The 23,997-nt window shown below is 67.0% G+C and carries 17 protein-coding genes; 13 read left to right on the forward strand and 4 right to left on the reverse strand.

Annotated elements, in window-relative coordinates; genetic code table 11:
• The first annotated feature begins 91 nt into the window (after positions 1-91).
• Entirely contained in the window at positions 92-562 is a 471-nt protein-coding gene (locus tag HQM25_RS13265) for a GtrA family protein (RefSeq protein ID WP_172990669.1), read from the forward strand.
• 127 nt (positions 563-689) lie between these two features.
• On the opposite strand, the gene HQM25_RS13270 is transcribed toward HQM25_RS13265, so the two are convergent.
• The 3 genes from HQM25_RS13270 to HQM25_RS13280 all read right to left on the reverse strand — a co-directional run bounded on the left by HQM25_RS13270 (position 690) and on the right by HQM25_RS13280 (position 3,399).
• Positions 690-1,409: a CPBP family glutamic-type intramembrane protease gene (locus HQM25_RS13270; RefSeq protein WP_172990670.1), complete on the reverse strand. Its 720-nt coding sequence runs from the start codon at positions 1,407-1,409 to the stop codon at positions 690-692.
• A 169-nt stretch (positions 1,410-1,578) separates the two neighbouring features.
• Positions 1,579-2,121 (reverse strand): LPXTG cell wall anchor domain-containing protein, encoded by a 543-nt coding sequence (locus HQM25_RS13275; RefSeq protein WP_172990671.1) that lies wholly within the window; start codon positions 2,119-2,121, stop codon positions 1,579-1,581.
• Between the two features lie 183 nt (positions 2,122-2,304).
• On the reverse strand, positions 2,305-3,399 hold the full coding sequence (locus HQM25_RS13280; protein WP_172990672.1) for a CPBP family intramembrane glutamic endopeptidase: 1,095 nt from the start codon (positions 3,397-3,399) through the stop codon (positions 2,305-2,307).
• 35 nt (positions 3,400-3,434) lie between these two features.
• Here HQM25_RS13280 and HQM25_RS13285 point away from each other — a divergent pair, with 35 nt between their 5' ends.
• From HQM25_RS13285 to HQM25_RS13300, 3 genes are all read left to right on the forward strand, one after another.
• On the forward strand, positions 3,435-4,046 hold the full coding sequence (locus HQM25_RS13285) for a low molecular weight phosphatase family protein (RefSeq protein ID WP_172990673.1): 612 nt from the start codon (positions 3,435-3,437) through the stop codon (positions 4,044-4,046).
• 71 nt (positions 4,047-4,117) lie between these two features.
• Positions 4,118-5,770 (forward strand): polysaccharide biosynthesis tyrosine autokinase, encoded by a 1,653-nt coding sequence (locus tag HQM25_RS13290; protein ID WP_217275147.1) that lies wholly within the window; start codon positions 4,118-4,120, stop codon positions 5,768-5,770.
• A 162-nt stretch (positions 5,771-5,932) separates the two neighbouring features.
• Complete coding sequence (locus tag HQM25_RS13300; RefSeq protein WP_254359341.1) at positions 5,933-7,582, forward strand: sugar transferase; 1,650 nt, start codon at positions 5,933-5,935, stop codon at positions 7,580-7,582.
• A gap of 650 nt (positions 7,583-8,232) precedes the next feature.
• Here HQM25_RS13300 and HQM25_RS13305 read toward each other — a convergent pair.
• Positions 8,233-9,819, reverse strand: coding sequence for a DUF222 domain-containing protein (locus tag HQM25_RS13305; protein WP_172990674.1), 1,587 nt, complete (start codon positions 9,817-9,819; stop codon positions 8,233-8,235).
• A 240-nt stretch (positions 9,820-10,059) separates the two neighbouring features.
• Between HQM25_RS13305 and HQM25_RS13310 the strand changes: the two genes are divergently transcribed.
• From HQM25_RS13310 to HQM25_RS13350, 9 genes are all read left to right on the forward strand, one after another.
• Positions 10,060-13,815 carry a cell wall-binding repeat-containing protein gene (locus tag HQM25_RS13310; protein ID WP_172990675.1) on the forward strand — a complete coding sequence of 1,252 codons (3,756 nt, stop codon included), beginning with the start codon at positions 10,060-10,062 and terminating at the stop codon, positions 13,813-13,815.
• A gap of 276 nt (positions 13,816-14,091) precedes the next feature.
• Positions 14,092-15,681, forward strand: coding sequence for a sugar transferase (locus HQM25_RS13315; RefSeq protein ID WP_254359343.1), 1,590 nt, complete (start codon positions 14,092-14,094; stop codon positions 15,679-15,681).
• 43 nt (positions 15,682-15,724) lie between these two features.
• Positions 15,725-16,861 carry a glycosyltransferase gene (locus tag HQM25_RS13320; RefSeq protein ID WP_254359344.1) on the forward strand — a complete coding sequence of 379 codons (1,137 nt, stop codon included), beginning with the start codon at positions 15,725-15,727 and terminating at the stop codon, positions 16,859-16,861.
• A gap of 60 nt (positions 16,862-16,921) precedes the next feature.
• Positions 16,922-17,947: a glycosyltransferase family 4 protein gene (locus tag HQM25_RS13325; RefSeq protein ID WP_172990677.1), complete on the forward strand. Its 1,026-nt coding sequence runs from the start codon at positions 16,922-16,924 to the stop codon at positions 17,945-17,947.
• A gap of 74 nt (positions 17,948-18,021) precedes the next feature.
• Positions 18,022-18,642, forward strand: a complete 621-nt coding sequence (locus HQM25_RS13330) for an acyltransferase (protein WP_172990678.1) — start codon at positions 18,022-18,024, stop codon at positions 18,640-18,642.
• Complete coding sequence (locus tag HQM25_RS13335) at positions 18,639-19,748, forward strand: glycosyltransferase family 4 protein (protein ID WP_172990679.1); 1,110 nt, start codon at positions 18,639-18,641, stop codon at positions 19,746-19,748. The genes HQM25_RS13330 and HQM25_RS13335 overlap by 4 nt, the downstream gene beginning before the upstream one ends.
• A complete protein-coding gene (locus HQM25_RS13340) occupies positions 19,745-21,091 on the forward strand; it encodes an O-antigen ligase family protein (RefSeq protein WP_172990680.1) in 1,347 nt (448 codons plus the stop codon). Before HQM25_RS13335 ends, HQM25_RS13340 begins: the two co-directional genes overlap by 4 nt.
• Before the next feature lie 71 nt (positions 21,092-21,162).
• Positions 21,163-22,341, forward strand: a complete 1,179-nt coding sequence (locus tag HQM25_RS13345) for a glycosyltransferase (protein WP_172990681.1) — start codon at positions 21,163-21,165, stop codon at positions 22,339-22,341.
• Positions 22,338-23,570, forward strand: a complete 1,233-nt coding sequence (locus tag HQM25_RS13350) for a hypothetical protein (protein ID WP_172990682.1) — start codon at positions 22,338-22,340, stop codon at positions 23,568-23,570. Before HQM25_RS13345 ends, HQM25_RS13350 begins: the two co-directional genes overlap by 4 nt.
• Positions 23,571-23,997: the final 427 nt, after the last annotated feature.

A 23,997-nucleotide genomic window follows, 5' to 3' on the forward strand; every position in this document is an offset into this window, starting at 1 on the left:
AGATGACTGATCGGCAACGCTCGAAACCCCCGCCCCACGAGGTCGAAGCCGACCCGGGTGGTCGACGCTGTCGTAGTAGCGTAATGCAGACATGACCCGCCGAAATCGCTATCGACGCCTCGCCGGGCTTGGCGCCCGGTTCCTTGTCGTCGGCGGGATCAGCACGCTCATCGAGGTCGCCGTGTTCAACGTGCTGTTCCTCGGTCTCGGCTGGGATCCCGTCGGCGCGAAGATCGTCGCCTCGCTCGTCGCGCTGGTGAACGCGTACTTCGGGAATCGGGAGTGGACGTTCCGCTCCCGCGGCCAGCACGGACGCGTCACGGAGATCGCGCTGTTCGTCATCGTGAATGCGGCGTGCACGGCTCTGGGCGCACTGCTGGTGTGGGTGGGAGTCGAGGCGGCGTCGGCGGTGCTCGACCGCGAGGTCGGCGCGTTCGTGGTGAACGCCGTGAACCTCGCGAGCATCGTGATCGTGGTTCTGGCGCGATTCCTGCTGTACCACTTCGTCGTCTTCCGCGGCGAGCGTCGCCGCGTCACCCCCGCCCCGGGCCCAACTCCCTGAGCGAGCCGCAACCCCCGACCAGGTCGCTGAGCGACCCGCAGCCCCCGACCAGGTCCCTGAGCGAGCGCAGCGAGACGAAGGGCCGCACCCCCGCAACGGCCGCCCGCCGAACGCCAGCGCGCCCCGCCTACGACAGCAGCAATGCCAGTCCGAGCGCGTTCGAGACGACGTGGGCGACGATCGCACCGCCGATGCGGCCGGTCAGGACCGTGAGCAGTGCGCACCCGAGACCGACCGTGACGCTGCCGACGATCAGCCCGAGCGGAATCGGGCCGGTCACCGCCAGCGCGTGCAGCGCGACGAATCCGAGCACCGAGGCGAGCACCGACGCCACCGCCGCGGCCACGGCGCCCACCGGGCGCGCGAGCACCTGCGCGAGGGAGCGCTGCAGCAGGCCGCGGAAGAACAGCTCCTCGACCACCGGCGTCACCACGACCACCCCGAGCGCGATCACGACGATGGTGACCGTGTCGGGCGGACCGAAGGGGCCCGCGAGCGAGCCGGTGGTGGGCGCGACGAGTTCGACGATCGCGCGGGCGAGCAGGCCGACGGCGATCCCCGAGGCCGCGTCGATCCACACCCACGACCCGAATCGATGGATGCCGGCCGCGGCGCCCCCGCGGGCGATGACGGCCGCCACGATGACGGCGGCCACCAGTGGCGTCGACACCAGCACGAGGTCGACGATCGCGGACTCGGTCGCACCGAGCCCGAAGAACAGGCGCGAGAGGGTCGGATAGGCGAGGAGCACGAGTGCGGCGAGCGCGAACCCTCCGGCGGCGATGAGGAGCGCGGCACCGGGCCGTGCGAACACCGCTCCGCGGGCGATGACGCCGGCGGGCGGCATCCCCTCGTCCGTTCCGCGTTCAGCCCGCGAGAGCACCCCCGCCGACGACCCCGCGCGCGCCGCGGAAGCCCCCGCGACACTCCCCGCAAACCCCGCAGAAGCCCCCGTGGAGACCCCCGCAGACGACGAAGACCCCGAACGTGCGTCCGGGGTCTTCGTCACGTTCTGCTCAGCTGTCGCTGTTGGCGGCTGCGCGGCGGCGTGCCATCGCAGCGGTCACGGCGATGCCGCCGATGCCGAGGGCGCCGACGCCCAGCCAGATGGCCGCGGCGGGAACCGTGCCACCGGTGGCGGGCAGCTCGCTGCCGCCGCCGCTGCCGCCCGTGGTGGAACCCGTGGCGGTGACGGTGACCGAGCCGGAGTTGCCGGCGGAGTCGGTGGCGGCGATGGTGAAGGTGCCGGCGGCGGGCGCGGTGAACGAAGCGCTCAGCGAGCCGTCATCGGCAACGGTCTTGGTGATGGTGGTCGATCCGTTCGCGGTGGCGAGCACGATCGACGACAGCGACCCCGCACCCACGCCGGGGCCGCTCGCGGTGATCTCGACGGAGCCGGGGGTGAGCCCCGTGCACTCGACGGTCGACGTGGCGCCGACGGCGATGGTCGCGGGCGAGGCCGAGCACGCGATGGCGGTCGGGTATGCCTGTGCAGCTGCGGAGCCGGCGAGCACGATCGCCCCGGCGATTCCGAGAGCGGTCAGTGTCTTCTTCAGCATGTGATGTATCCCCAGTAGGACGACGGCTGTGTGTGGAGGGTACACAAAAGAGATCTCGAATCGTCCCCATTGATTCCCCAGCGATTGCCAGGCTAGCGCACAGGTACCGACATCGCCATCGCGAGGGCGGTTACGAGCAGGTAAAACCTGCCGGCCCGGCGTGTCAGCCGCCTCGGCGTCGGGTCAGCCGAGCAGCGCGCCCGCGGCGACGAGGGCGACCCAGGTCGCGTTGTAGACGATGTGCACGAGCACGGCGCCCCAGATGCGGCCCGTGAACGCGACGAGCAGCGAGCAGACGAGCCCGAGCAGGGTCAGCGAGATCACGACGTCGGTGGTCGACGAGAGGGTGAGGGTGTGTACGAGCACGAACAGCGCGGTGCTGGCGAGCACCGCGACGATGCCGGCTGCGAATCCGCCGAACCTCCGTCGCAGCATCGTGTACACCGCGATCAGCACCACGGCGCGGAAGAAGAACTCCTCGAGCACGGGCGCCGCCGTCACGGCCGGCAGGGCGACGGTGATCCACCACGACTGCGGCAGGCTTCCGTCGACGAGGGCGGAGGTGGGCAGTGCGCCGGTGCCGCCGGCGGCGAGTTCGATCCAGCCCTGCGCGATGCGCAGCGCGATGCCGAGCACGACCGCGTAGAGCAGGTCGACCGCGCGGATCCGCAACATGCCCGCCGGACGCGATCGCGACAGCGCCCACACGATCGGCACGAGCATCCCGAGCCACAGCAGGGCGGTGGCGGCCAGCGGCGCCCACGGCGACTCCCACACGGATTCGACGAGCGTGCCCAGGAGCACCCCGACTCCGAGCGAGCCGAGCGCGATCGCGATCAGCCATTCGCGCCACCGGCGCACGGTGCGGCCGCCGAGGCGCCAGTCCTTGCGCCGCACGTGCCGGTACTCGCGCCCGGTGTCATGCCAGACGCGGCCGGTCCCGCCGACGAGAGGCGCGGTGGATGCCTCGCCCGCGGCATCCCGGTCGAACAGGGCAGTCGTGTGGCCGCTCGCGGCGTCCCGATCGAACAGCCTCGCACCATCCCGCGGCTGCTCCCCCGCGGCGGGTGGCGCCGGGATCGTCATCGGGTCGACATCGGCCGCGGCCGCTCTGGTCACGGCCGCGGCCGCTCCGGTCTCGGGTTCGGCTGCACGGGTCACAGCCTCGGGCGCACTGGCGGGGGCAGGCGACCCGGCGGCATCCGCGCCCTCGGGCGCACCGGATGCGGCACGGCCGGGCGCGCGGTCGTCTGCGGCGTCACTAGGCTGGTCGAGCACCCGCCCACGTTACATCGACCCTGCGGAGGCACCCATTGTTCGAGCTGCTGACGGTCTGCACCGGCAATATCTGCCGCTCTCCTCTGGCGGCGCAGCTGCTGCAGACGCGGCTCGCGCCCCTGCATCCCACGGTGACCAGCGCCGGCACGCGCGGGCTCGACGCGGTCCCGATGACGGTGGAGGCCGCCCATCTCGCCCAGCACCTGGGCGTTTCGGCGGAGCTTTCGGCCGCGCATCGCTCGCGCTTTCTCACCGAGGCCGACCTGGTCTCGCCGGATCTCATCCTGACGATGACGCGCAAGCATCGTCGCGCGGTGGCCGAGCTCGCCCCGTCGCGCATGCGCCAGACGTTCACGGTGCGTGAATTCGCGCGCATCACGGCGGCGATGGGAGATCGGATGCTGCTGGCCGCGGCCTCCGAGGGCGGTGACGATCCGCGGGCTCGCGTGCGCATGGTGGGTGTGGCCGCGGCGTCGCAGCGGGGGCTCGCGCCCGCGCCGTCGGCCCCCGAAGAGGACGACGTGATCGACCCGTATCGCAAGCCGTGGGAGGTCTATCAGCAGTCCGCGGCGCAGCTGCTGCCCGCCGTGGTCGAGGTGGTGCGCGTGCTGTGGCTCACGGCTTCGCCCGCCGCGCCCGGTCGCTGACGGGCGAAACAAGCCTGTCAAACCGCTGTGGCATGATGGCCCCGGCTGCGCCAGACTTCACGAGAGGCGACATGGAGCTCACCGATTACATCCGGATCCTTCGGAAGAACTGGGTCATCATCCTCGTTGCGACCCTGCTCGGGGTGGGGCTCGCGGCGGCCTGGTCGCTCACGCGCACGCCCGAGTACGAGGCCCAGAGCACGGTGTTCGTGTCGACGCAGGCCAGCTCCACGATCAGCGAGCTGCAGCAGGGGTCCAACTTCACGCAGTCGCGCGTGCAGACGTATACGAATCTCGTCGAGACGCCGATCGTCATGAATCCGGTGATCGCCGAGCTCGAGCTCGGCACCACGGCGGTCGACCTGAGCGCCCAGGTGTCGGCATCCGCCGCTTTGAACACGACCCTGATCACGATCACCGTCACCGACACCGATCCGGTGCAGGCGGCGAACATCGCCAACGCGCTCGCGCTGTCGCTGAAGACCGCGGTCGAGACGCTCGAGACGCCGAACGGCGCCGAGACGAGTCCGGTGCGCCTCGAGCGCGTCAACGATGCGCTGCCGCCTTTGTCGCCGTCGAGCCCGAACGTTCCGTTGAACCTCGCGCTCGGTGCGCTCGTGGGGCTCGCGATCGGCCTCGGTGCGGCGGTGCTGCGGGCCGTGCTCGACACGCGCGTGCGCACGCCGCGCGATGTGGAGCAGGTGACCGATCGTCCGCTGATCGGCGCGATCGCGTTCGACCCGAAGGCGAAGTCGCGGCCCCTGATCCTGCACGCCGATCCGCACAGTCCGCGTGCCGAGTCGTTCCGCGCGCTGCGCACGAATCTGCAGTTCCTCGACATGGGCGGTCGCAAGGATTTCGTGATCACCTCGAGTGTGCCCAGCGAAGGCAAGACGACGACGTCGATCAACCTTGCGATCGCGCTGGCGGATGCCGGCAAGAAGGTCGCGCTCATCGACACCGATCTGCGCAAGCCGAAGGTGGCCGAATACTTGGGCATCGAGGGTGGTGCCGGCCTCACCGATGTGCTCATCGGTCGCGCGCGCGTCGGTGACGTGATGCTGCCGTGGGGTCAGCGGAGCCTCTATGTGCTGCCGGCGGGCAAGATTCCGCCCAACCCGAGTGAGCTGCTGGGGTCGGAGCAGATGTCGTCGCTGCTGAACGCTCTCGAGCGCGAGTTCGATGTGGTGCTGTGCGATGCGCCGCCGCTGCTGCCGGTGACGGATGCCGCGATCCTGGCGAAGTCCACGAGCGGCGCGATCATCGTGGTCGCGACCGGTCGCACGAGTCGGCATCAGCTGGGTGGCGCCGTGGACGCGCTCGAGACGGTGGATGCCAAGATCGCCGGCATCGTCATGTCGATGGTTCCCACGCGCGGCCCCGACTCGTACTACACGTACGGCTACGGATACGGATACACCGGCGAGCCCGCGAAGGGTCGCAAGCGCAACGATGCTCCGAGCCCGTATGGTCCCGAGGGCACCGCCCGCGCGGTCGTGCCAGAGCCGGCTTCGGCGCCAGCGCCCACGCCCACGCCCGGGCCCGCGTCGGCACCGGCGCCCACACCCGCGCCAGCGCCCACGCCCACGCCGACATCGCGTCGCGAGGAGCCGACAGTGATCGACGCCGACGATCCGATGGCCGCGATCGGCCTCGCGCCGGGGATGGATGCCGACGAGCAGCCGCCCACGCCGCCCGTGGGTCGTCGCTCGCCGCGTCGCTGACCAGAGTTTCGGGACTCCGAACAAAATTCGGCTTCCCGAATACTTTCAGAGTCATAGCGCCGTGGGAGCGCTCTGATTACACTCCCCCGTAATCGACGGCATGGCTGCGACGACTGGGAGTCGCGGATCCTGACCATCGCCCGTCGTGGCGTGAGTAGGCCCATGACCACTGCCGGATTCTCTCCGCAACGAGAGGTTCTCGAGGTCGCCCCGACACACGAGGCGGCGGTTCCTGCCGCGCTGGTCGGGCCCCCGGAGATCTCAGGTCCGACGCCGATCATCGCGCCGATGGATGCCGCGGTCGCCCCCGCACCCCCACCCATCGCACAGGCGGCGGCCGCGGCATCCCCCGCTCCCACGTTCGCTCCGGCGAATGCGCGCTGGCGCGAGCAGTACACGGTGCGGCTGTGGCTGAGCGACCTGTTCGTGCTGACGTGGGCGGTGTTCGGCACGCAGCTGCTGTGGTTCGGGTGGGGCAATGCGCATGTGACCATGCGGGCCGATGCGCGCATCACCGAGCTGTCGTACTGGGTGTTCTCGTCGGTGCTGATCGCGACGTGGATGGCCGCTCTCAGCCTCACCGATTCGCGCAATCATCGTGTGATCGGCACGGGCATCGGCGAGTACACGAGCATCGCGCACGCGAGCATCGTGCTGTTCGGGTTGATCGCGATCGGTGCGTTCCTCACGCGCATCGATGTGGCGCGCGGGTATCTGATCATCGCGCTGCCGCTGGGGATCACGGTTCTCGTGTTCGAGCGGTGGCTGTGGCGGCAGTGGCTCGTCGCGCAGCGCTCGATGGGGCGCTTCAGTGCGCGCGTGCTGCTGGTCGGGTCGCTGCAGTCCGTGGCCCAGATCGCGCGAGAGTTGCGTCGCACTCCTCAGGCGGGCTATCACGTGGTGGGCGCGTGCGTGCCGTCGGGTCGGGTGGCCGACAAGATTCCGGGGACCGCGATCCCCATCATGGGCAGTGTGGATGCCGTCGATCGTGCGCTTCTGGCGACCGGCGCCGACACGGTGGCGGTGACCAGCAGTGATGATCTGCCGGCTGACAAGGTGAAGCAGATTTCGTGGAGTCTCGAGGCCGGCCATCAGCATCTGGTGCTGGCGCCGAACATCACCGATATCGCGGGACCGCGCATCCATACGCGTCCGGTCTCGGGGTTGCCGCTCATTCACGTCGAGACGCCGATGTTCAGTCGGGGTCAGCTGCTGGCGAAGCGTGCGACCGACATCGTGCTGTCGGTCGTCGGGGTGATCGCGATCTCGCCGCTTCTTCTGGTGTTGGCGGTGCTCGTGAAGCTGTCCAGTCGTGGGCCGGTGCTGTTCCACCAGTCGCGCGTCGGACATCAGGGGCGCGAGTTCACGATGCTGAAGTTCCGCACGATGGTCGATGGGGCGGAGGCGATGCTTCCGGCACTGTCGGATCGAGCGCAGGATGCCGGCAATGAGGTGCTCTTCAAGTTGCGTCACGATCCGCGTGTGACGCCGGTGGGTCGGGTCATGCGGCGCTTCTCGCTCGATGAGCTTCCGCAGCTGTTCAACGTGATCGCGGGTTCGATGTCGCTGGTGGGTCCGCGTCCGCCGCTGCCGTCGGAGGTGGCCCAGTATGCCGATCATGTGCATCGTCGCTTCTTGGCCAAGCCCGGAATCACGGGGCTGTGGCAGGTGAGCGGCCGGTCGTCGCTGTCGTGGGAGGATTCGGTTCGCCTGGATCTCTCGTACGTGGAGAACTGGTCGCTGGTCGGCGATGTCGGCATTCTGCTGAAGACCGTGAAGGCGGCGCTCGTTCCCGGCGAGACGGCGCACTGAGTCGCACGCCTACCAGCCGCACGACCACCGCACCTGCTCCTCCGGGGAGGCCCGCGCCGAGGGCACTCGCGCTGTACCACCTGTCCGAAGCGCACCGCATTCCCGATCCCGCCGCCAACTCCGCCCAGTCGAGGCCGGGGTTGGACCCAGGCCGGGGTGGGGCAGGGCCCACGCCGAGGTGGGACGCAAGGCCGGGGTGGGGCAGGACCAAGTCGGAGGCCCTCGCCCCGGCAGAACCACACCGCGGGCCTCGCCCCGGCAGAACCACACCGCGGGCCTCGCCCCGGCAGAACCACACCGCAGGCCTCGCCCCGGCAGAACCACACCGCAGGCCTCGCCCCGGCAGAACCACACCGCAGGCCTCGCCCCGGCAGAACCAAGCCGCAGGCCGACCCCCGGGCGAACCACGCTGCAGGCCGACGCCCGGGCGGAGCCAAGGCAGGCCGACGCCCGGGCGAACCAAGGCAGGCCGACGCCCGGGCGAACCACGTCGCAGGCCGACGCCCGGGCGGAGCCAAGGCAGGCCGAGGCTGCGGCCTGGGGGCCGAGCGCGGGGTGGGGCAGGACCAAGGCGCATGCCGACGCCGGCACAGGGCCAAGGCCGGGCCCGGGGCCGGGCCAAGGCCGGGGGCGCCGAGGCGGCGGGGAGGTCAGGCGGCGGGGCGGAAGCGCGGCGGAGGCGGGTCGTACTCGCCGAAGAAGTAGCGCAGGTGTCCGCGCGGGGGCATGGGCACGGGATCTTGTCCGACGCGATGCAGCAGGAACCCTCCGTCGCCGTCGCGCGTGATCCACGATCCGCCGTGATGGAGGTTCATGTGATGGAACCGGCACAGGAGTATGCCGCAATCGACATCTGTACGTCCGCCGGAGCTCCAGGGATCGCAATGGTGGGCTTCGCAGAACGATGAGGGGCGGTCGCACCCGGGCCAGCGGCATCCACCGTCTCGCACGGCCAGGGCGATCTTCTGCACCCGGGTGAACAGGCGGGCCTCGCGGCCGACGTACAGCGGGTTGCCGTGGGTGTCGACGGTGAACTCGGTCGTTCCGGCATCGCACGCGCGCTGCGCGGCGAGCCAGGCGGGAACGGGCGTTCCATCCTCTTCGGCGAGCGCCACCCCGTCGGCGCCGCGGGCGCCGCCCTCGGCGACGCGTTGGTCGGCGAGTGTCTGGGCGGTGACGACGACGCGCACGCCGGCCTGGCGTGCCCCGAACACGTCGTCGGCCGAGGCGAGCGATCCCGCACGGAGGAGGTCGACCAGAAGGTCGTGTGCGAGCTGGTCGTTGGTGCGCGGGTCGGCGGAGAGCTGCGCGCCGCGTGCGGCCTCTTCGGAGTCCACGAACCGTGGGCCACCCAGCCGAGGCCGCAGCGCCGCGTCGATGATCGTGCGCCAAAGCAGTGCCGCGTCGTCGTCGAGCGTGGCTGAAAGGTGGGTCTGGCCGTAATCGTCGATGCGAGTGCGCACGGATCGCCGCTCGAAGCGCTCGGTGAAGCGTCGAAGGGCCCCCTCGGAGTCGAGCATGTCGCGGATCGCCCGCGCCGACCGCGCGAGGTCTTCGACGGTGCGCACCGACGCCTCTTCGACGAGTCGTTCGACGGCGGCAGTCCAGGGTTCCCACCCGCCGTCGATCGGTTCCCCGAGCCCGGTGACGATCGCATCGTGCTTGGCGGTGGAGAGCACGCCCGTCATGAGCGCATCGTCTGCCGGCGCGTGCCACGACCGCGTCGCCCCAGGAACCCCCGCCAATCCCGCAACTCCGGGCGCCCCCGGCTCCCCCGCCGCCCCAGGCGCCCCCGGCATCCCCGCGAGCCCGGCACCCTCATCGCCCGGGCCGCCATCGGCCCCCGGTGCGGCGGGTGCGGCATCCACATCTCCCGCCAGTCCACCCGCGAGGGCCGTCTCGAGCACCGCCTTGCCCGAGCGCACCTGCTTGGCGGCTTCGCCCCGGCTCACCCCGGTGATCTCCTGCACCAGGGTGACGGGCGTGCGGTGGCCGTGCACCTGGGCGGTGCCGGAATGTCCGTGGTCGCGCGTAGATTGCACGGCGATGACTCCGGCCGCGACCGTGCGGACGGAGTCGAGGCTGCGGATGCCCGCGGTGAGGTCGCTCATCACCCGAATGAGCTCACCCGGGTCGAGTCGCGTGAGCGCTTCGGCGATCTCGCTGGGTCGTACGGCGTCACCGAGCGTCGACCGCAGGCGGTCGATGACCGCGGTCGCCTCGGTGAAAATATCCATGACTCATCGTGGCATGAGCCTCCGACATTAGAACACAGATTCGAGCCGTGTGGAGAAGTCAAGCGATTCCACCCTCTGGGGAGGACAGGAATCGCACCGGAATCGCACCAGCATCGCGCGAGCAACGCCGCAGCGCCGGCATCCACAATCACCGTTCACACAGATTGCACTGATAGTTTCGCGAAGTCGAATACGGGGCATCGACGCAATCTGCTACATCTACTGGGGAAACACATAAGAATGATGCGCGTAGCTACGCCCGCCCGCCCTGCCCGATTCACGGCGACCGCCCTCGCAGCGGCCCTCGTCGCCGCGCTGACCGTCGCCGCCGCCCCCGCCGCGCAGGCGCAGAACGCCGCCGCCAACGCCACCACCTCCGCGGCAACCCGCACGATCTCCGGCACGGTCACGATCCCCGACGAGGCCCCCGCCGAGTGGGGCGAGAACATCTGGGTCAACGCGTCGAGTGACACCGGGGGCACCGGGGCGCAGGTCGACCCGGCGACCGGCGTCTACTCGATCGAGGGCCTCGAGCCCGGGGAGTACCGCGTCAGCTTTCGCGCAAACGGACACTTCGACGGCACGGAATGGGTCGAGACCAACCTGGTGAGCGAGTACTGGGACAACGCGGTCAGCCACTCCGAGGCGACGCCCGTCGATGTGACCGACTCCGACGCGACGAACATCGACGCAGCGCTCGAGATGGGCCGCACGATCTCCGGCACCGTGACCGTCGGGTCGGACGCAGATCCGGCTGAGCTCCAGGGTGCCGAAGCCTTCGTCTACACCGAGTCGGGCACCTTCGTGCCGATCCATGCATTTGTGGATGCCGGCACCGGCGCCTACGAAGTCGTCGGTCTCAGTCCGGGGCGGTACTACGTCGAGTTCTCCGTGCCTGGCACGTGGGATGTCGACGGAACACACCACCAGTCCCGGCTGATCGGCGAGTACTACGACGACGCCCTCACCCGCGACGCCGCCACGCTCGTCGACCTCACCGCAGCGGACGCGACCGGCATCGACGCCACTCTCGAGCGCGGACGCTCCATCGAAGGCACGGTCACGCTCCCCGACGGAGTCGACTCCAGCGCCTACAGCGACATCTATGTGAACGCGTGGACCGACTCCGGCTCCGGAAGCTCGAGCACCGTCGATCCCGCCACGGGTGCATACGAGATCCCCGGACTGGCCCCCGGCGACTACCGTGTCTCGTTCCAGTCGAACCATCCGAACCTCGTGAGCGAGTACTACGACGACACGACCGACTGGAGTTCCGCAACCCTCGTCTCGGTCACCGACACCGATGTCACCGGCATCGACGCGGCGCTCGAAGCCGGCCGTTCGATCGAAGGCACGGTCTCCCTCGGCGCGGGCGCAGACCCCGAGTGGATGCAGGGACTCAGCGTCTCGGCCTGGAATGACACCTCCAGCGCATACGCCCGCGTCGACCCCGACACCGGCACGTACGTGCTCGGAGGCCTCGCCCCGGGCGAGTACCGGGTGCAGTTCTCCCCCACCGGGTACGACGACGGCAGCAACGACTACGTCACACCGAACCTCATCGCCGAGTACTTCGACGACACCCTCGACTACAGCGCCGCCACCCTGGTCGACGTCACCGCAGCGGCCGCCACCGGCATCGACGCGACCCTCGACGTCGGCCACACCATCCGCGGCACGATCACCCTGCCCGACGGCGTCGACGCGAGCGCGTTCTCCGACATCTACGTCAACGCATCCGCCGAGGTCGGCCCCACAGGCGGATCAGCAACGGTGGATGCCACAACCGGCGCCTACGAAATCTCCGGCCTCGCACCGGACAACTACCGCGTCTCGTTCCAGTCGAACGATCCGCGCGTCGCCGGTGAGTACTACGACAACGCCCGCGACTGGAACGCCGCGACACTCGTGGCCGTCACCGACAGCGACATCTCCGGCATCGACGCCGCGCTCGACCGCGCGTACACGATCTCCGGCACGATCACACTCCCCGCCGATGCGCCGGCAGAGTGGCGGCAATCCTTGTCTGCCTCGGCCGTGACACAGGACGGCAACTGGGTCAACGGCACCTCGTCGACCATCGACCCCGATTCCGGCGCCTACACGATCAGCGGCGTGCCTGCCGGCAACGCCTACGTTCAGTTCTCCGGCGGCGGCTACTGGCAGGACGACCAGTACGTTCAGACCGGTCTTGCGCACGAGTACTACGACGACACGCAGACGCTGGCTGATGCCACTCCGATCAACTTGACCGCCAACGTCTCGGGTATCGACGCCGCACTCGGCTACGCCGCGTCGGTGACAGGGACCGTGGATGCTTCTTCTCTGCTCTCCCGCACCGGCGAAGGCTTCGGCATGTACCTCACCGACATCGACGGCAAGGTCATGAATTTCTATGGCGACCAGATGTGGCCCGATGGTCAGACACCGGTGGTATTCAGCGGGCTGCACCCGGGCACCTACCGCATCGCCTTCCTGACGCACACGTGGGATGCCGACTGGAATCGCATCCCCGCCTCCGCCCAGTACCTCCGCTTCGCCGACGGCTCCACGAGCTTCACGGTCGGCGCGGGCGACACCTTCGACGCGTCGAGCACCGCCCGCACCCCCGATGCAAGCCTCGCCGGGTCGATCACCGCCGAAGGATTCGTGAATGCCGCACCCGGCGGCATCCTGGGCAGCGCACTGGTCTACGAGCAGCTCGATGGGGAGTGGGTGCGCCTTCCCGAGGCGCGCTTCGACGCGGCCGGCACCGGCGCGACGCCCTACGAACTCGACCTCGCGGCCGGCACGTACACGGTCGGCTTCGAAGACGACTTCGTCGACGAGCAGACCGTCGGAGACGTGGCAGAGCAGTGGTGGGCGGGCAAGTCCACCCTGGCCGCCGCCGACTCGGTGACCCTCGCCGCCGGCACCGCCCGCACCGGCGTGAACGGCACCGTCTCCCCCGCCGGCGCCACCCCGACCCCCACACCGACCCCAACCCCGACCCCAACCCCGACACCCACCCCAACCCCCACCCCCACGCCAACCCCCACCCCGACAACAACGCCAACCCCAACCCCCACACCCACCCCAACCCCCACCCAGGTCACCCGCGCCTCCGGCGCCGATCGGTTCGCGACCTCGGCGGCGGTGTCGCAGAAGGCGTTCGCTCCGGGAGTGAAGGTGGCCTACCTGGCGTACGGGCTGGACTTTCCCGACGCGCTCTCCGGCGCCGCGGCCGCGGCCAGCGCCGGCGCGCCGATCCTGCTCACCGAGCGCGACCGCATCCCGGCCGCGGTGGCGACAGAGCTCGACCGCCTCGACCCCGGCCGCATCGTGATCCTCGGTGGCACGGGCGTGGTCAGCAACACCGTGCTCGCGCAGGCGCGGCAGTACACCGCAGGCAGCGTCACCCGCACCTACGGCGCGAATCGCTTCGAGACCTCGGCCGCGATCTCGGCGGAGACCTTCGCGAAGGGCGTCGACGTGGCCTATGTCGCCAACGGCATGAACTTCCCCGACGCTCTCGCCGGGGCGGCGGCCGCGGGTCACCTCGACGGCCCGGTGCTGCTCACGCAGGCAGGTTCACTGCCCAAGGTGGTCGCCGATGAACTCCGCCGCCTGGCGCCCAAGCGCATCGTCGTGCTCGGCGGGCCGACCATCGTCAGCAGCGCCGTCATGCACGAGGTCGACCGCTACACGCAGGGGGCGGTGACCCGGGATGCCGGCCCCAGCCGCTTCGAGACCGCCACGGTCATCTCGAAGAACGCCTTCACACCCGGCGCACCGGTGGTCTACATCGCCAACGGCATGACGTTCCCCGACGCGCTGGCGGGCGCGGCGGCTGCGGGATCGCTCGGCGGACCGGTGCTGCTCACCCAGAAGGGCTCGCTGCCCGCCGCGGCCATCACCGAACTCCAGCGCCTCAAGCCGGCGAAGGTCGTCGTTCTGGGCGGCACCGGCGTCGTCTCCACCGCGGTCGCCAACCAGGTGCGCGCCGCGCTGCCGTAGGTCCGAAGAGTGGATGCCGCACCGCAGCGCCTCAGAGCGACAGGCCCTTCGGCACTCCGAAACCTCAAGATTCACCAAAGACGAAAAGCGCTCTCCCGTCTGCAGCGAAAGATGAGAACCCTCTCATATAGACTCGCGAAGCATTCGCACGCATGGGCATTCCCCTCATCCCCCGAGCCCACTCCCCCGGATTACATGACGACAGACGCAACGCTCCCGCAACACTCTGCTGATAGTGTGCAGCCCAATCCGGAGCCCACGACAAGGACCCCAGAAGTGACGTCGAACGCACTGCTCGACGCGCCGACGACGCCGCTGACCGACACTCCCCCGCATGCCCCGCGCTCCGCCGCGGCTCATCAGAATGCCGCGAAGACGGCGCACGCGGCATCCACTGCTCCTACGCTGCGCATCGCCCCGAGGGCCACGATCGACTGGCGCCGCGCCTTCTCCACGCGCCTCGTGATCACCGACGCGCTCGTCGTGATCTGGACCGTCTTCGGCACGCAGATGCTGTGGTTCGGCTGGGGCAACGCGCAGATCACGATGCGCAACAACCCGGTGTTCACCCCCACGTCGTACTGGCTCTTCTCCACGCTGCTCGTCGTCGCGTGGCTCACCGCGCTCGCGCTGATCGATTCGCGCAGCCACCGGGTGATCGGCCAGGGCATGGCGGAGTACATCCGCGTGACGCATTCCAGCGTGGTCATGTTCGGCGTGGTGGCGATCATCGCGTTCCTCGCCAAGATCGACATCGCGCGCAGCTACCTGCTCATCGCCCTCCCGCTCGGCATCACGATGCTCCTGCTCAGCCGCTGGATCTGGCGCAACTGGCTCGTCGCGAAGCGCTCGGTGGGCGAGTACAGCGCGCGAGTGCTGCTCGTGGGCAGCGAGGCCTCCGTCACCCACATCGCGACCGAGCTGCTGCGCTCCCCGAGCGCCGGTTATCACGTGGTGGGCGCGTGCATCCCCACCGGAATGGTGGCCGACACGATCGCCGGCACCGGCATCCCGATCATGGGGAATGTGGATGCCGTCGACCGCGCGATCGCCGTCACCGGCGCCGACACCGTGGCCGTGACGAGCACCGACGAGCTGCCGGCCGACAAGGTGAAGCAGATCTCGTGGGGGCTCGAGGCGGGTCGTCAGCACCTGGTGCTGGCGCCGAGCATCACCGATATCGCGGGTCCGCGCATCCACACGCGTCCGGTGTCAGGGCTCCCCCTCATCCACGTCGAGACGCCCACGTTCAGCCGCGGTCAGCGCTTCGCCAAGCGCACCACCGACCTCGTCGTGTCGACGCTTGGGCTCATCGTGATCAGCCCTGTGCTGATCGTGCTGGCGCTGCTGGTGAAGTTCTCGAGCCCGGGTCCGGTGATCTTCCGCCAGACCCGCGTGGGTCGTCGGGGCGAGGAGTTCACGATGCTCAAGTTCCGCTCGATGGTGGTGGATGCCGAAGCCCGCCTCTCCTCGCTCGAGACGCAGGTTCGGGATGCCGGCAACGAGGTGCTCTTCAAGATGAAGCGCGACCCCCGCATCACCCCCATCGGCCGCGTGCTGCGCAAGTACTCGCTCGACGAGCTGCCGCAGCTGTTCAACGTGATGGGCGGCTCGATGTCGCTCGTCGGTCCGCGCCCGTCGCTGCCCAGCGAGGTGGCGAAGTACGCGGATCACGTGCACCGGCGCTTCCTCGTGAAGCCCGGCATCACGGGCCTCTGGCAGGTGAGCGGTCGCTCCGCCCTCTCGTGGGAAGAGTCGGTGCGCCTTGATCTGTCGTACGTAGAGAACTGGTCACTGATCGGGGATGTGGGGATCCTCGCGAAGACTGCTAAGGCGGCGTTGGCGCCCGGCGAGACAGCCCACTGACTGATCCATCCGCGAGCACTACTCCAATCGAAAGGAATCCATTTTGCCTTCTGTCGCGATCATCGGCACGCGTGGATACCCGAGCTATTACGGCGGTTTCGAGACCGCTGTGCGCAAGCTGGCACCGTACCTGGCCGACGAAGGCTGGGACGTGACCGTCTACGGTCGCCCTGGCGCAACGCGCCCTGGAGACCCGAACCGTGACGAGCGCGTGCGCACCGTGGAGACGTGGGGCCTCGAGACGAAGTCGCTGAGCACGTTGAGCTTCGGGCTGAGCGCCGCGCTGCATGCCGCACGCGAGAAGCCCGATGTTGCGCTCGTGATGAACTGCGCGAACGGCTACTGGCTGCCGATCCTCAAGCGCGCCGGCATTCCGACGCTGGTGAACGTCGACGGCATCGAGTGGGACCGCGCCAAGTGGGGCCGCGTCGCCAAGTGGGTATTCAAGACCGGTGCCAAGTGGACCGCGAAGTACGGCGACCGCCTCGTGTTCGACGCGCACGAGATCGCCCGTCGCTGGAACGACGAGTTCGACCGCGATGGCGACTACATCCCGTACGGCGGCGAGTTCGTGGATGAGGAGCTGCCCATAGAGCCCGGGCTTGAGCACCGCGGCTACGCCCTCATGGTCGCCCGTTTCGTGCCAGAGAACACCGTGCCCGAGTTCTTCGGCGCGGCACCCGCTATTGCCGAGCACACCGACGTTGTGATCGTCGGCTCGTCGGGTTATGGCGGCGAACTGGACGACCGTGCGCGCGAACTCGCCGCGACGAATCCACGTATCCACTGGTTCGGCCACGTCAGCGACGATCGACGGCTGTTCAGTCTTTGGCAACACGCGGGCGCCTACTTCCACGGACACAGCGTCGGGGGCACGAACCCAGCGCTCGTGCAGGCGATGGCCCTCGGCGCGCCAACTATCGCGCGCGACACGCGATACAACCGGGAGGTGCTACCTGAGGGAAGCTGGCTCTGTGAACCAACCGCCGATGCAATCAGCGAAGCCGTGGTCGCAATGCTCAACGACCGCGACAATCAGGATGCGTCCGCGGAGGCCAACCAAGCGCGCGCAGCCGACCTGTTCACCTGGCAACAGATCTGTAACCGGTACTCTTCCAGCCTGAGGGCTCGACTCTCGTGGCCGAGTGGCTTGCCATCCTTGGCGCGCGAGGGCGGATGAGTTGAGACGGAACGCGCGAATTTCACTCCACACCGAAGCACGACGCCCCCGAGAGGCCAAGTGAAAGTCCTATTCGACGCCTACTGGTGGGCCGACGGCCCACCCTCCGGGCGAAATGTCGTCCGCTCCATCGTCAAGTCCTGGAGTCACGAGTTTCGAGCCGATGATCTGACGATCGCGGTACCGGCCAAGTATGCCGAACAGACACGCGAGGAACTCGCTCTCGAAGACGTCTCTAATGTCGATGTTCTCGGCACGAGAGTCCCTCTGCACGCGGGCCTTTCGTTGGTTCCACGCCCTGGGTTTGATGCGCTCGTTGCCCAGAACTTCGCCTCGCAACTCCCTGGTCGCAAGACGCTCAATGCCGTCTTCGTGCATGACTTCATCTTTCTCGACCACCCCGAGTGGTTCACGAGACGAGAGCGAGCATACCTCGCGCCGATGCGCGCCATGGCAACGAGGGCAGACCTAGTCTTTACGTCGTCGCTAGCCGAGAAGGCGCGCATCGAACGCTACGTCGGGGCCACCCGAACTGTAGCTGTCGGCCTAGCGTCGCCCCTGCTCGTAGACCCTCCAAGTCCCGAGTCCCCTCAGGAGTCTTTCGACGATCCGTTCATTCTCGCGGTCGGACGACTTAACGTACGCAAGAATCTGGATCGTCTGATCGGGGCACTCGATTCATTCGGCGTTCTCAATTCCCACCGCCTGGTAGTCGTCGGCGAACGCGATGGCGCCGCCTCCACCACGGAGTGGAGGAGCAAGAACGTATCCTGGCTAGGGTATGTAAGTGATGGCGAGCTGGTGCGCCTATACAAGAATGCCTCCCTATTCGTCTTCCCCTCGCTCGACGAAGGGTTTGGTCTTCCCTTGGTTGAGGCGATGAATGCAGGCTGCGTCATCGCTGCGAGCGACATACCCGCTTTTCGCGAACTCACAGACGAGGCAACTTTTTTTGACCCGAATGACGAAGAGAGCATTGCGCGCGGGGTGCAAGCGGCACTTGCTTCCAGCCGCCACGCAAGCCCACAGCGCTGGGGTTGGAAGGACACGGTCGCTGTGATGCGGAAAGAAATCGAGAGCGCATGATCCGTCGACTTCGCAGTGAACTGGACCGACGATATCGAACAAATCGTGGGCTCGCGGATGGTTTCGATCCCGCCTTGAGCGATTCCGAAGTGTTGGCTTTCGTGATGGGGAAGGTTTCGCAGAGGGCAACAGCTATTCTGCTCGGCTACCGCGGATCCTTCATCGCTCGCGGCCTCCGGGTGTCCGGTCGGCGACATCTCACGGTCGGGCAGTCTTGCAGCATCGCGCGGAATGTGACCATCCAAGCGACGTCCCGCTGGGGCGTGCAGTTGGGCGATTCGGTCACGATCGATGAGAACGCCGTTCTGCGTGCGACGGGAGTCGTCCGAGCTCTTGGCGAGGGGATCTCTGTGGGGCCGAGAACAGCCATCGGCGCCCGCAATCTGATCCTCGGGCAGGGAGGCGTGCGCATTGGCATGGATTGCCTTTTGGGGCCGAACGTCACGGTCCTCTCGGAGAACCACGTTTTTGAGGACCCGGCGCGCCCCATCAGAGAGCAGGGCGAAGCACGCCTAGCCACCACGATCGAAGACGACGTTTGGATCGGAGCCAACGCAGTAATCCTCGGAGGCGCCACGATAGGACGGGGAGCCATCGTCGCGGCCGGCGCCGTCGTACGCGGCGAGGTGGCGCCCTCGACAATTGTCGGCGGCGTCCCAGCGAAGCAGATCGGTGTGAGAGGACTGCCCCGGTGAAGCTAGTCGTGCTTACCGACTCTCCCGAGGTCTGGGGAGCGGAGAAGTCCCTCCTGACGCTTCTCCCCTACCTCAGCGGGTCATTCGACACCAAGGTAGTTGTCTCTACTGGTTCACCTCTCCGTCTCCATGTCGAGTCGCTCGGAATACAGTGTGACGAGCATGTATTCAACGTGACTGCGCCTCGAGACGGGCAACGACGCCGCTGGACCGGGGTGCGCGCCCTTGCAGGCTCGTCGCGGCTACGCGCGCAGATCCAAGACGCGGACGTGGTCTTGATCTTCAGCGCGTGGTTACTTCCCGAAGCACTTCTCGCTACGAAGGCCGCCCGCGTACCGGTCGTCCTCGACTTGCATGAAACTTTCTCGGCGGGATTCCGCCGGCGAGTGCTCGGGTCGTTCTTCTGGCTTTGTGACAAGGTCATATCACCATCTCACAGCACATTCGAGATGAACGGCCTTCGCGTGCCAAGAGGCGCAGCGATCATTCCCCGCCCGGTTCAAGTTCCGCCGGGAACCGGGCGCGACGTGCACCGGTCGAACACCATTGGGGTTTTTGGCCAAATCGTCCCACACAAGAATGTGCTCGAGTTGGTGCAGTCGGTTGCATGGCAGCAATCACCGCACCAACTTGCAATTGTTGGTGGAGAACCCGACGCCTCCCGTCGATCCGCCTACGAAAATGCGGTGCGCGATGCTGCCGCCGCAGGAGGGTCCTCCGTTAGGGTGATAGATCGCGTAGCGGATGTGTTCCCTCTCATGGCCGAATGCACGGCGCTGATCAACTGTTCACGACACGAGGCGTTCGGGCGAACGATCGCCGAGGCCGCGATGATGGGAACTGTTCCGATCGCGGTTGGCCGCACAGGGGCTGCGGAGGTGACCAGGACGATCGCATTCGGGCGAAGTGTTGCCGAGTTCGATGAGCTTCAGGATCTCATCACGACCGGCGAACTCATGACAATCACAGCCGAAGAGCGATCGGCCGGGCAGCAACGCGCTGTCGCCACATTCGACGCGGCGACGGTGGCAGTCTCGTACCGGGACGCCCTGCAGCAGGTCACGAAGAAGCGACGACCCAAAGCCTCTAAGAAGCCGACCGCATGAGAAACCTCGCCCAATACGCGGCATATTCGCTCGTGGTCATGATGGTCGTTGCGGGGGCGATCATGGCCTTGGAGAACCCGGCGATGATCGCCCTAGTACTTGGCCTGATTGCGGTTGTTTTCAGTACGATCTCGCCCAAGTTTGCTTGGGCTGGCTACCTGCTCACTCTCGGCCTTAATGGTCAGCTGATCGCGATCGGTTCCGCTCAGGCACGACCCGAACTCGTATCGATTCTGTTCCTCCTTCTCGCGATCGTTGGCTACCGAGCACGCTCGCGGGGACATCATCGTGTATCCAGCAAAAGCACCCTCGTCTGGGCACTCGCCTACCTCGGTGCGACTGGCTTGGGAACGATCTTGGTCGCGCCATCCCTCACGCAGAGCGGATGGATCCTGTTGCAGATTGCCCAAGGGGTACTGGCGTTCTTGCTCATCCTCTACTTGATGCCGTGGCGAGGAGAGCTCATCCGAGTTGGAACGATCGTGGTGGGCTGCATCGCTACCGTCAGCGTCCTCGGTTGGCTCGCCGCGACCGCCGGCTTTATCAGTCCAGGGATGCTAGGCGTCGGAGTCGACATGCGACTCATCGGCTTCTCAATCGAGACGAATATATTCGCGTCGCAACTCGCGTGTTGGCTCGCGGTGGCCTGGGCATCGGGCCGGCGAATGACTCGGTCCGAACGGTTCTTCATCGGCGCGATTGTTGTCGCGGTGGTCCTCTCAGCGACCAGGGCAGCGTGGCTTGCGGCGATGTTCCTACTTGCGTGGATCCTCTACTCGCGATATCGGAAGTCCGTCATGGCGCTGCCTGCCGCGCTGGTGCTCGTGATCGCCGCAGTGCTCGTCCCGCCGGCAATTCAGGCGTATGGTGCGACTCAACCGCGGGACTCGCTGGGGTGGCGGCTCGCGAACTTGCTGAACACCGACGAAGGCACGGGCGCGTATCGCGTCGACATCTACGACAACGCGCTCGCCGAGCTCGCCGAATGGCCACGCTGGTTGATCGGCTCGGGAGCAAACTCCTACTCGCAGTATCATCCAATTGATACGACTAACCGGTACGCAGAGTATCTGGGGAACGTCTTCCTCGCGACTGCCTACGATGGCGGCGTCCTTGCGTTCGCCGCCCTTATCGCGACTCTACTCACAACGGTGGCGGCATCTGCGAACCGTGGCCGCAGCCTGCTTGTGGTCGCATGTGTGCTGATTTGCGCCACGGCTACGAACATCATGTGGCTGCAGTTTCCCTGGGTGTACATCGCGCTGGGAGCGATCGTCCCCCACATCGACCCAAGTGAAACCAGGAAGCAGTCAATGACCGCACGCAGGGCAAACGTGGCATGAGTAGCACCTACACCGGCGACCCCGATTCAAGCGCCTCACTCTGCCTGATCGCGTTCGCTTGTCATCCTCACATGAGCAGCGAGGCTGGAATCGGTTGGATTTTCCTCAAGCGAGCTGCAGAGGTCGCCCGTGCCCGCGGGATTCGAGTCAATGCGCTGATGAACGGTCGCTCAGCCGAAGCAACTGTTCCGGAGCTCGAGCGTCTCGGGCTGACCCCCTGGGTCACGGTAACCGCAATCGACATTCCCCCGTACGCATCGGTGTTGTTCAACCCAAAGCTCACACGCATCGAGTACGTCTGGTGGGTGCGCTGCGCAGCCAAACAGATCCGTCGGTCGGCGCTTGATCGCTCCACAGTCCTGGGTCTTCATGTGACGTTTGCCACTGAGGTCCTTCCAACCCCTCTCGGCGCTCTAGGAGATCGCGCACTGAAGGTTTGGGGGCCGGTCGGCTCTTCGGGGTCCTGGCGCGCCTTTGTTGCTTCTCCTCGCGAACCCGGTTGGGCCCGAGACGCCCTCGCCCAGGTGCTTCGAAACTTCGCGTCCGCCTCGTTGGCGGGGATCCATGCAAGGAATGTCGACCTGGTTCTTGCGCAGACGGACCGCGTAGCGGCCCAGTGCGAGCGGGTCGGGTTGCAGACCAGAGTGTTTCCGAACGTTGTCATCCCGGACGCACTCTATCCATCTCCCGCAACCCCGCACGTTCGCCGGGACGAGGGACTCGTCCTCCTCTCGGCGGGTCATTTGACTGGCCGAAAGCGTCTCGCCCTCACGATGAGTGCGCTCACAGACCCCAGCCTCTCGTCCGCTAGCTTGTGGATCGCTGGGGCGCCGCTACCACGCACCCGCGATCACCTGCGCTCAATCGCTATCCGACTTGGCGTCGAAGATCGTGTGCACTTTCTCGGCAAGTTGAATCGTGACGAGCTACTTCGCCGTATGGCCGAAGCCGACGTCTATGTACACCTGTCGGCACGCGAAGGCGCCAGCGGTGCGGTGGGGGAAGCGACCGCGGTCGGTCTTCCAGTCGTTTGCCTGGCTGCCGTCGGTTCGAGTGCCGTAGCGCGGACGGCTGAAGCCGCTCACGTGGCGCTTCCGGATACCGCCCTCGATCCGAAGAGCATCGCAGGCGGGATCGTTCTTGCCGGGAAGCTTCAACGGACTCCGTACCCGAACTGGACTGAAGCGAGAATTGCCAACCTAGTCGCGGAGTTGCTCGATGAGTCGGGCGCGAGAAAGGGGGGTGATTGATCATCCGGGCGCTTGGCGGCCCCTCGCTCCGACTGGCGGACCAAGTCCTCTGGTCATTGGCATTCTTTGTTGCCAATACAGCAGCGCTCAGTGAACTCACCGTGGCTGCATTCGCGGGACTCAGCGTTTCGACCGCTGTAGCATTCATCGTGATAGCGGTCGTGCGCGCGTATTCAATCAACGCGGGCGTGATCGTCGCTGTCGGCGTTGGCGTCGAGTCGACGGACTCAGTTTCACTCCGCAGAGGATTCGGAGCATCAGTCGTCGGCGCGATCGTTACGGCGTGCACGGTTGGTGTTTGGCTCACGTTCTCGGGGGATGCGAACGCGTGGGTTCTTGGCGCGCTCGCCTTGCTGGTCGTCGCGGCCGATCTCCCGCGCCAACTGCTCATCATCGCCGGGGACTATCGGCGGTCGCTTGCAGTCTCGATGGTTTATCTTGGCCTTGTATCAGGGCTCCTGGCTGGGGGACACCACCATCTGGGCCTCCCAATCTTGTTCGGATGGTGCGCCAGCCTCGTCGTAGTGATGACACTTGGCACGTCCCTCGCGGTGAAAAGTCTGGCTTCCCGACAGTTCCAATACCCCAAGACAAACGAGGCTCGGAGACTGGCCTGGGCCTTGAGCCTTGAAGCCATCTACTTCGGGATGGCCGGACAAGCGGGATTGCTCCTTCTGTTCGCATTCGAACCGGACGAGGCCACGGCAGGCTTTAGGATCAGCTACGCCTTGGTGTATGCGCCCGCATTCTCGATCCTCCAGGGCCTGATGCCGTTGCTAGTTCGATGGATGTCGCGACAAGCTGTCAGAGGGAACTTCGGAGCTGTAAGGCGTGCAGTGACGCAGTGGGCGCTGGCGACCACTGCCGTCATTGCGAGTTGCGGTCTCGTCTCATTCGTCTGGTTGCCATGGTTTACTTCAGATGTTCCTTTATCCGCGGTACTTCCGTTCCTTGTACCCGTTGGCTTCTCAATCGCGGCTGCACAGGTGCTCGAAGTGGTCGTTGTCGCACGCAGACTCGCTGGCGGCACTCAGGGGCTTCATCGGCAACGCACGCTGCTCGCCCTGCTCGACATTGCGCTGCAATCGGTGGGCGTACTCACGCTCGGCGTGGACGGCCTCGTCTACGCGCTCATCGCCACAAGCGTTATCCGCGCCGTTCTAGTCGCCTGGTACGTCGGCACCCTCCCACGAGGTTTCGAGAACCATCCCGATCGCGGCCAAGGCTGAGCCAGTCTTACTAACGCTCGGTGCCCGCGGGCCGATCCTCGCGATAACCAACACGCCGCGCTGGCGCTCCCGCCCATATCTCCCAGTCGCCGGTCGATTTGGTGAGAACCGAGTTTGCGCCAATGACGGTTCCTTTGCCGACGCGTACGTCGTGATGGCGAAAAAGGATGACGGAGCCTGGGCACACCACTGACCAATCGTCGAGGACCACTCTCGCTAGAGCCGATCGCGGATCGGGAACCCACGAGTTCGCACGGGCGACCGTTACACCGTGATAGACGGTTACACCGCGCCCAACGCTCGTCTGTGGATGAAGGACTGTGCCTGCCCCTCGATGAACAAATCTCGATCCTGGGCCGAGGCGGACAGAGCGTGGCACCTCGGGTCCAACAAAGCTCACAATCAACTGAATCAGCCGCCCTACGAT

Source organism: Microbacterium hominis (assembly GCF_013282805.1).
Lineage (GTDB): Bacteria > Actinomycetota > Actinomycetes > Actinomycetales > Microbacteriaceae > Microbacterium > Microbacterium hominis_B.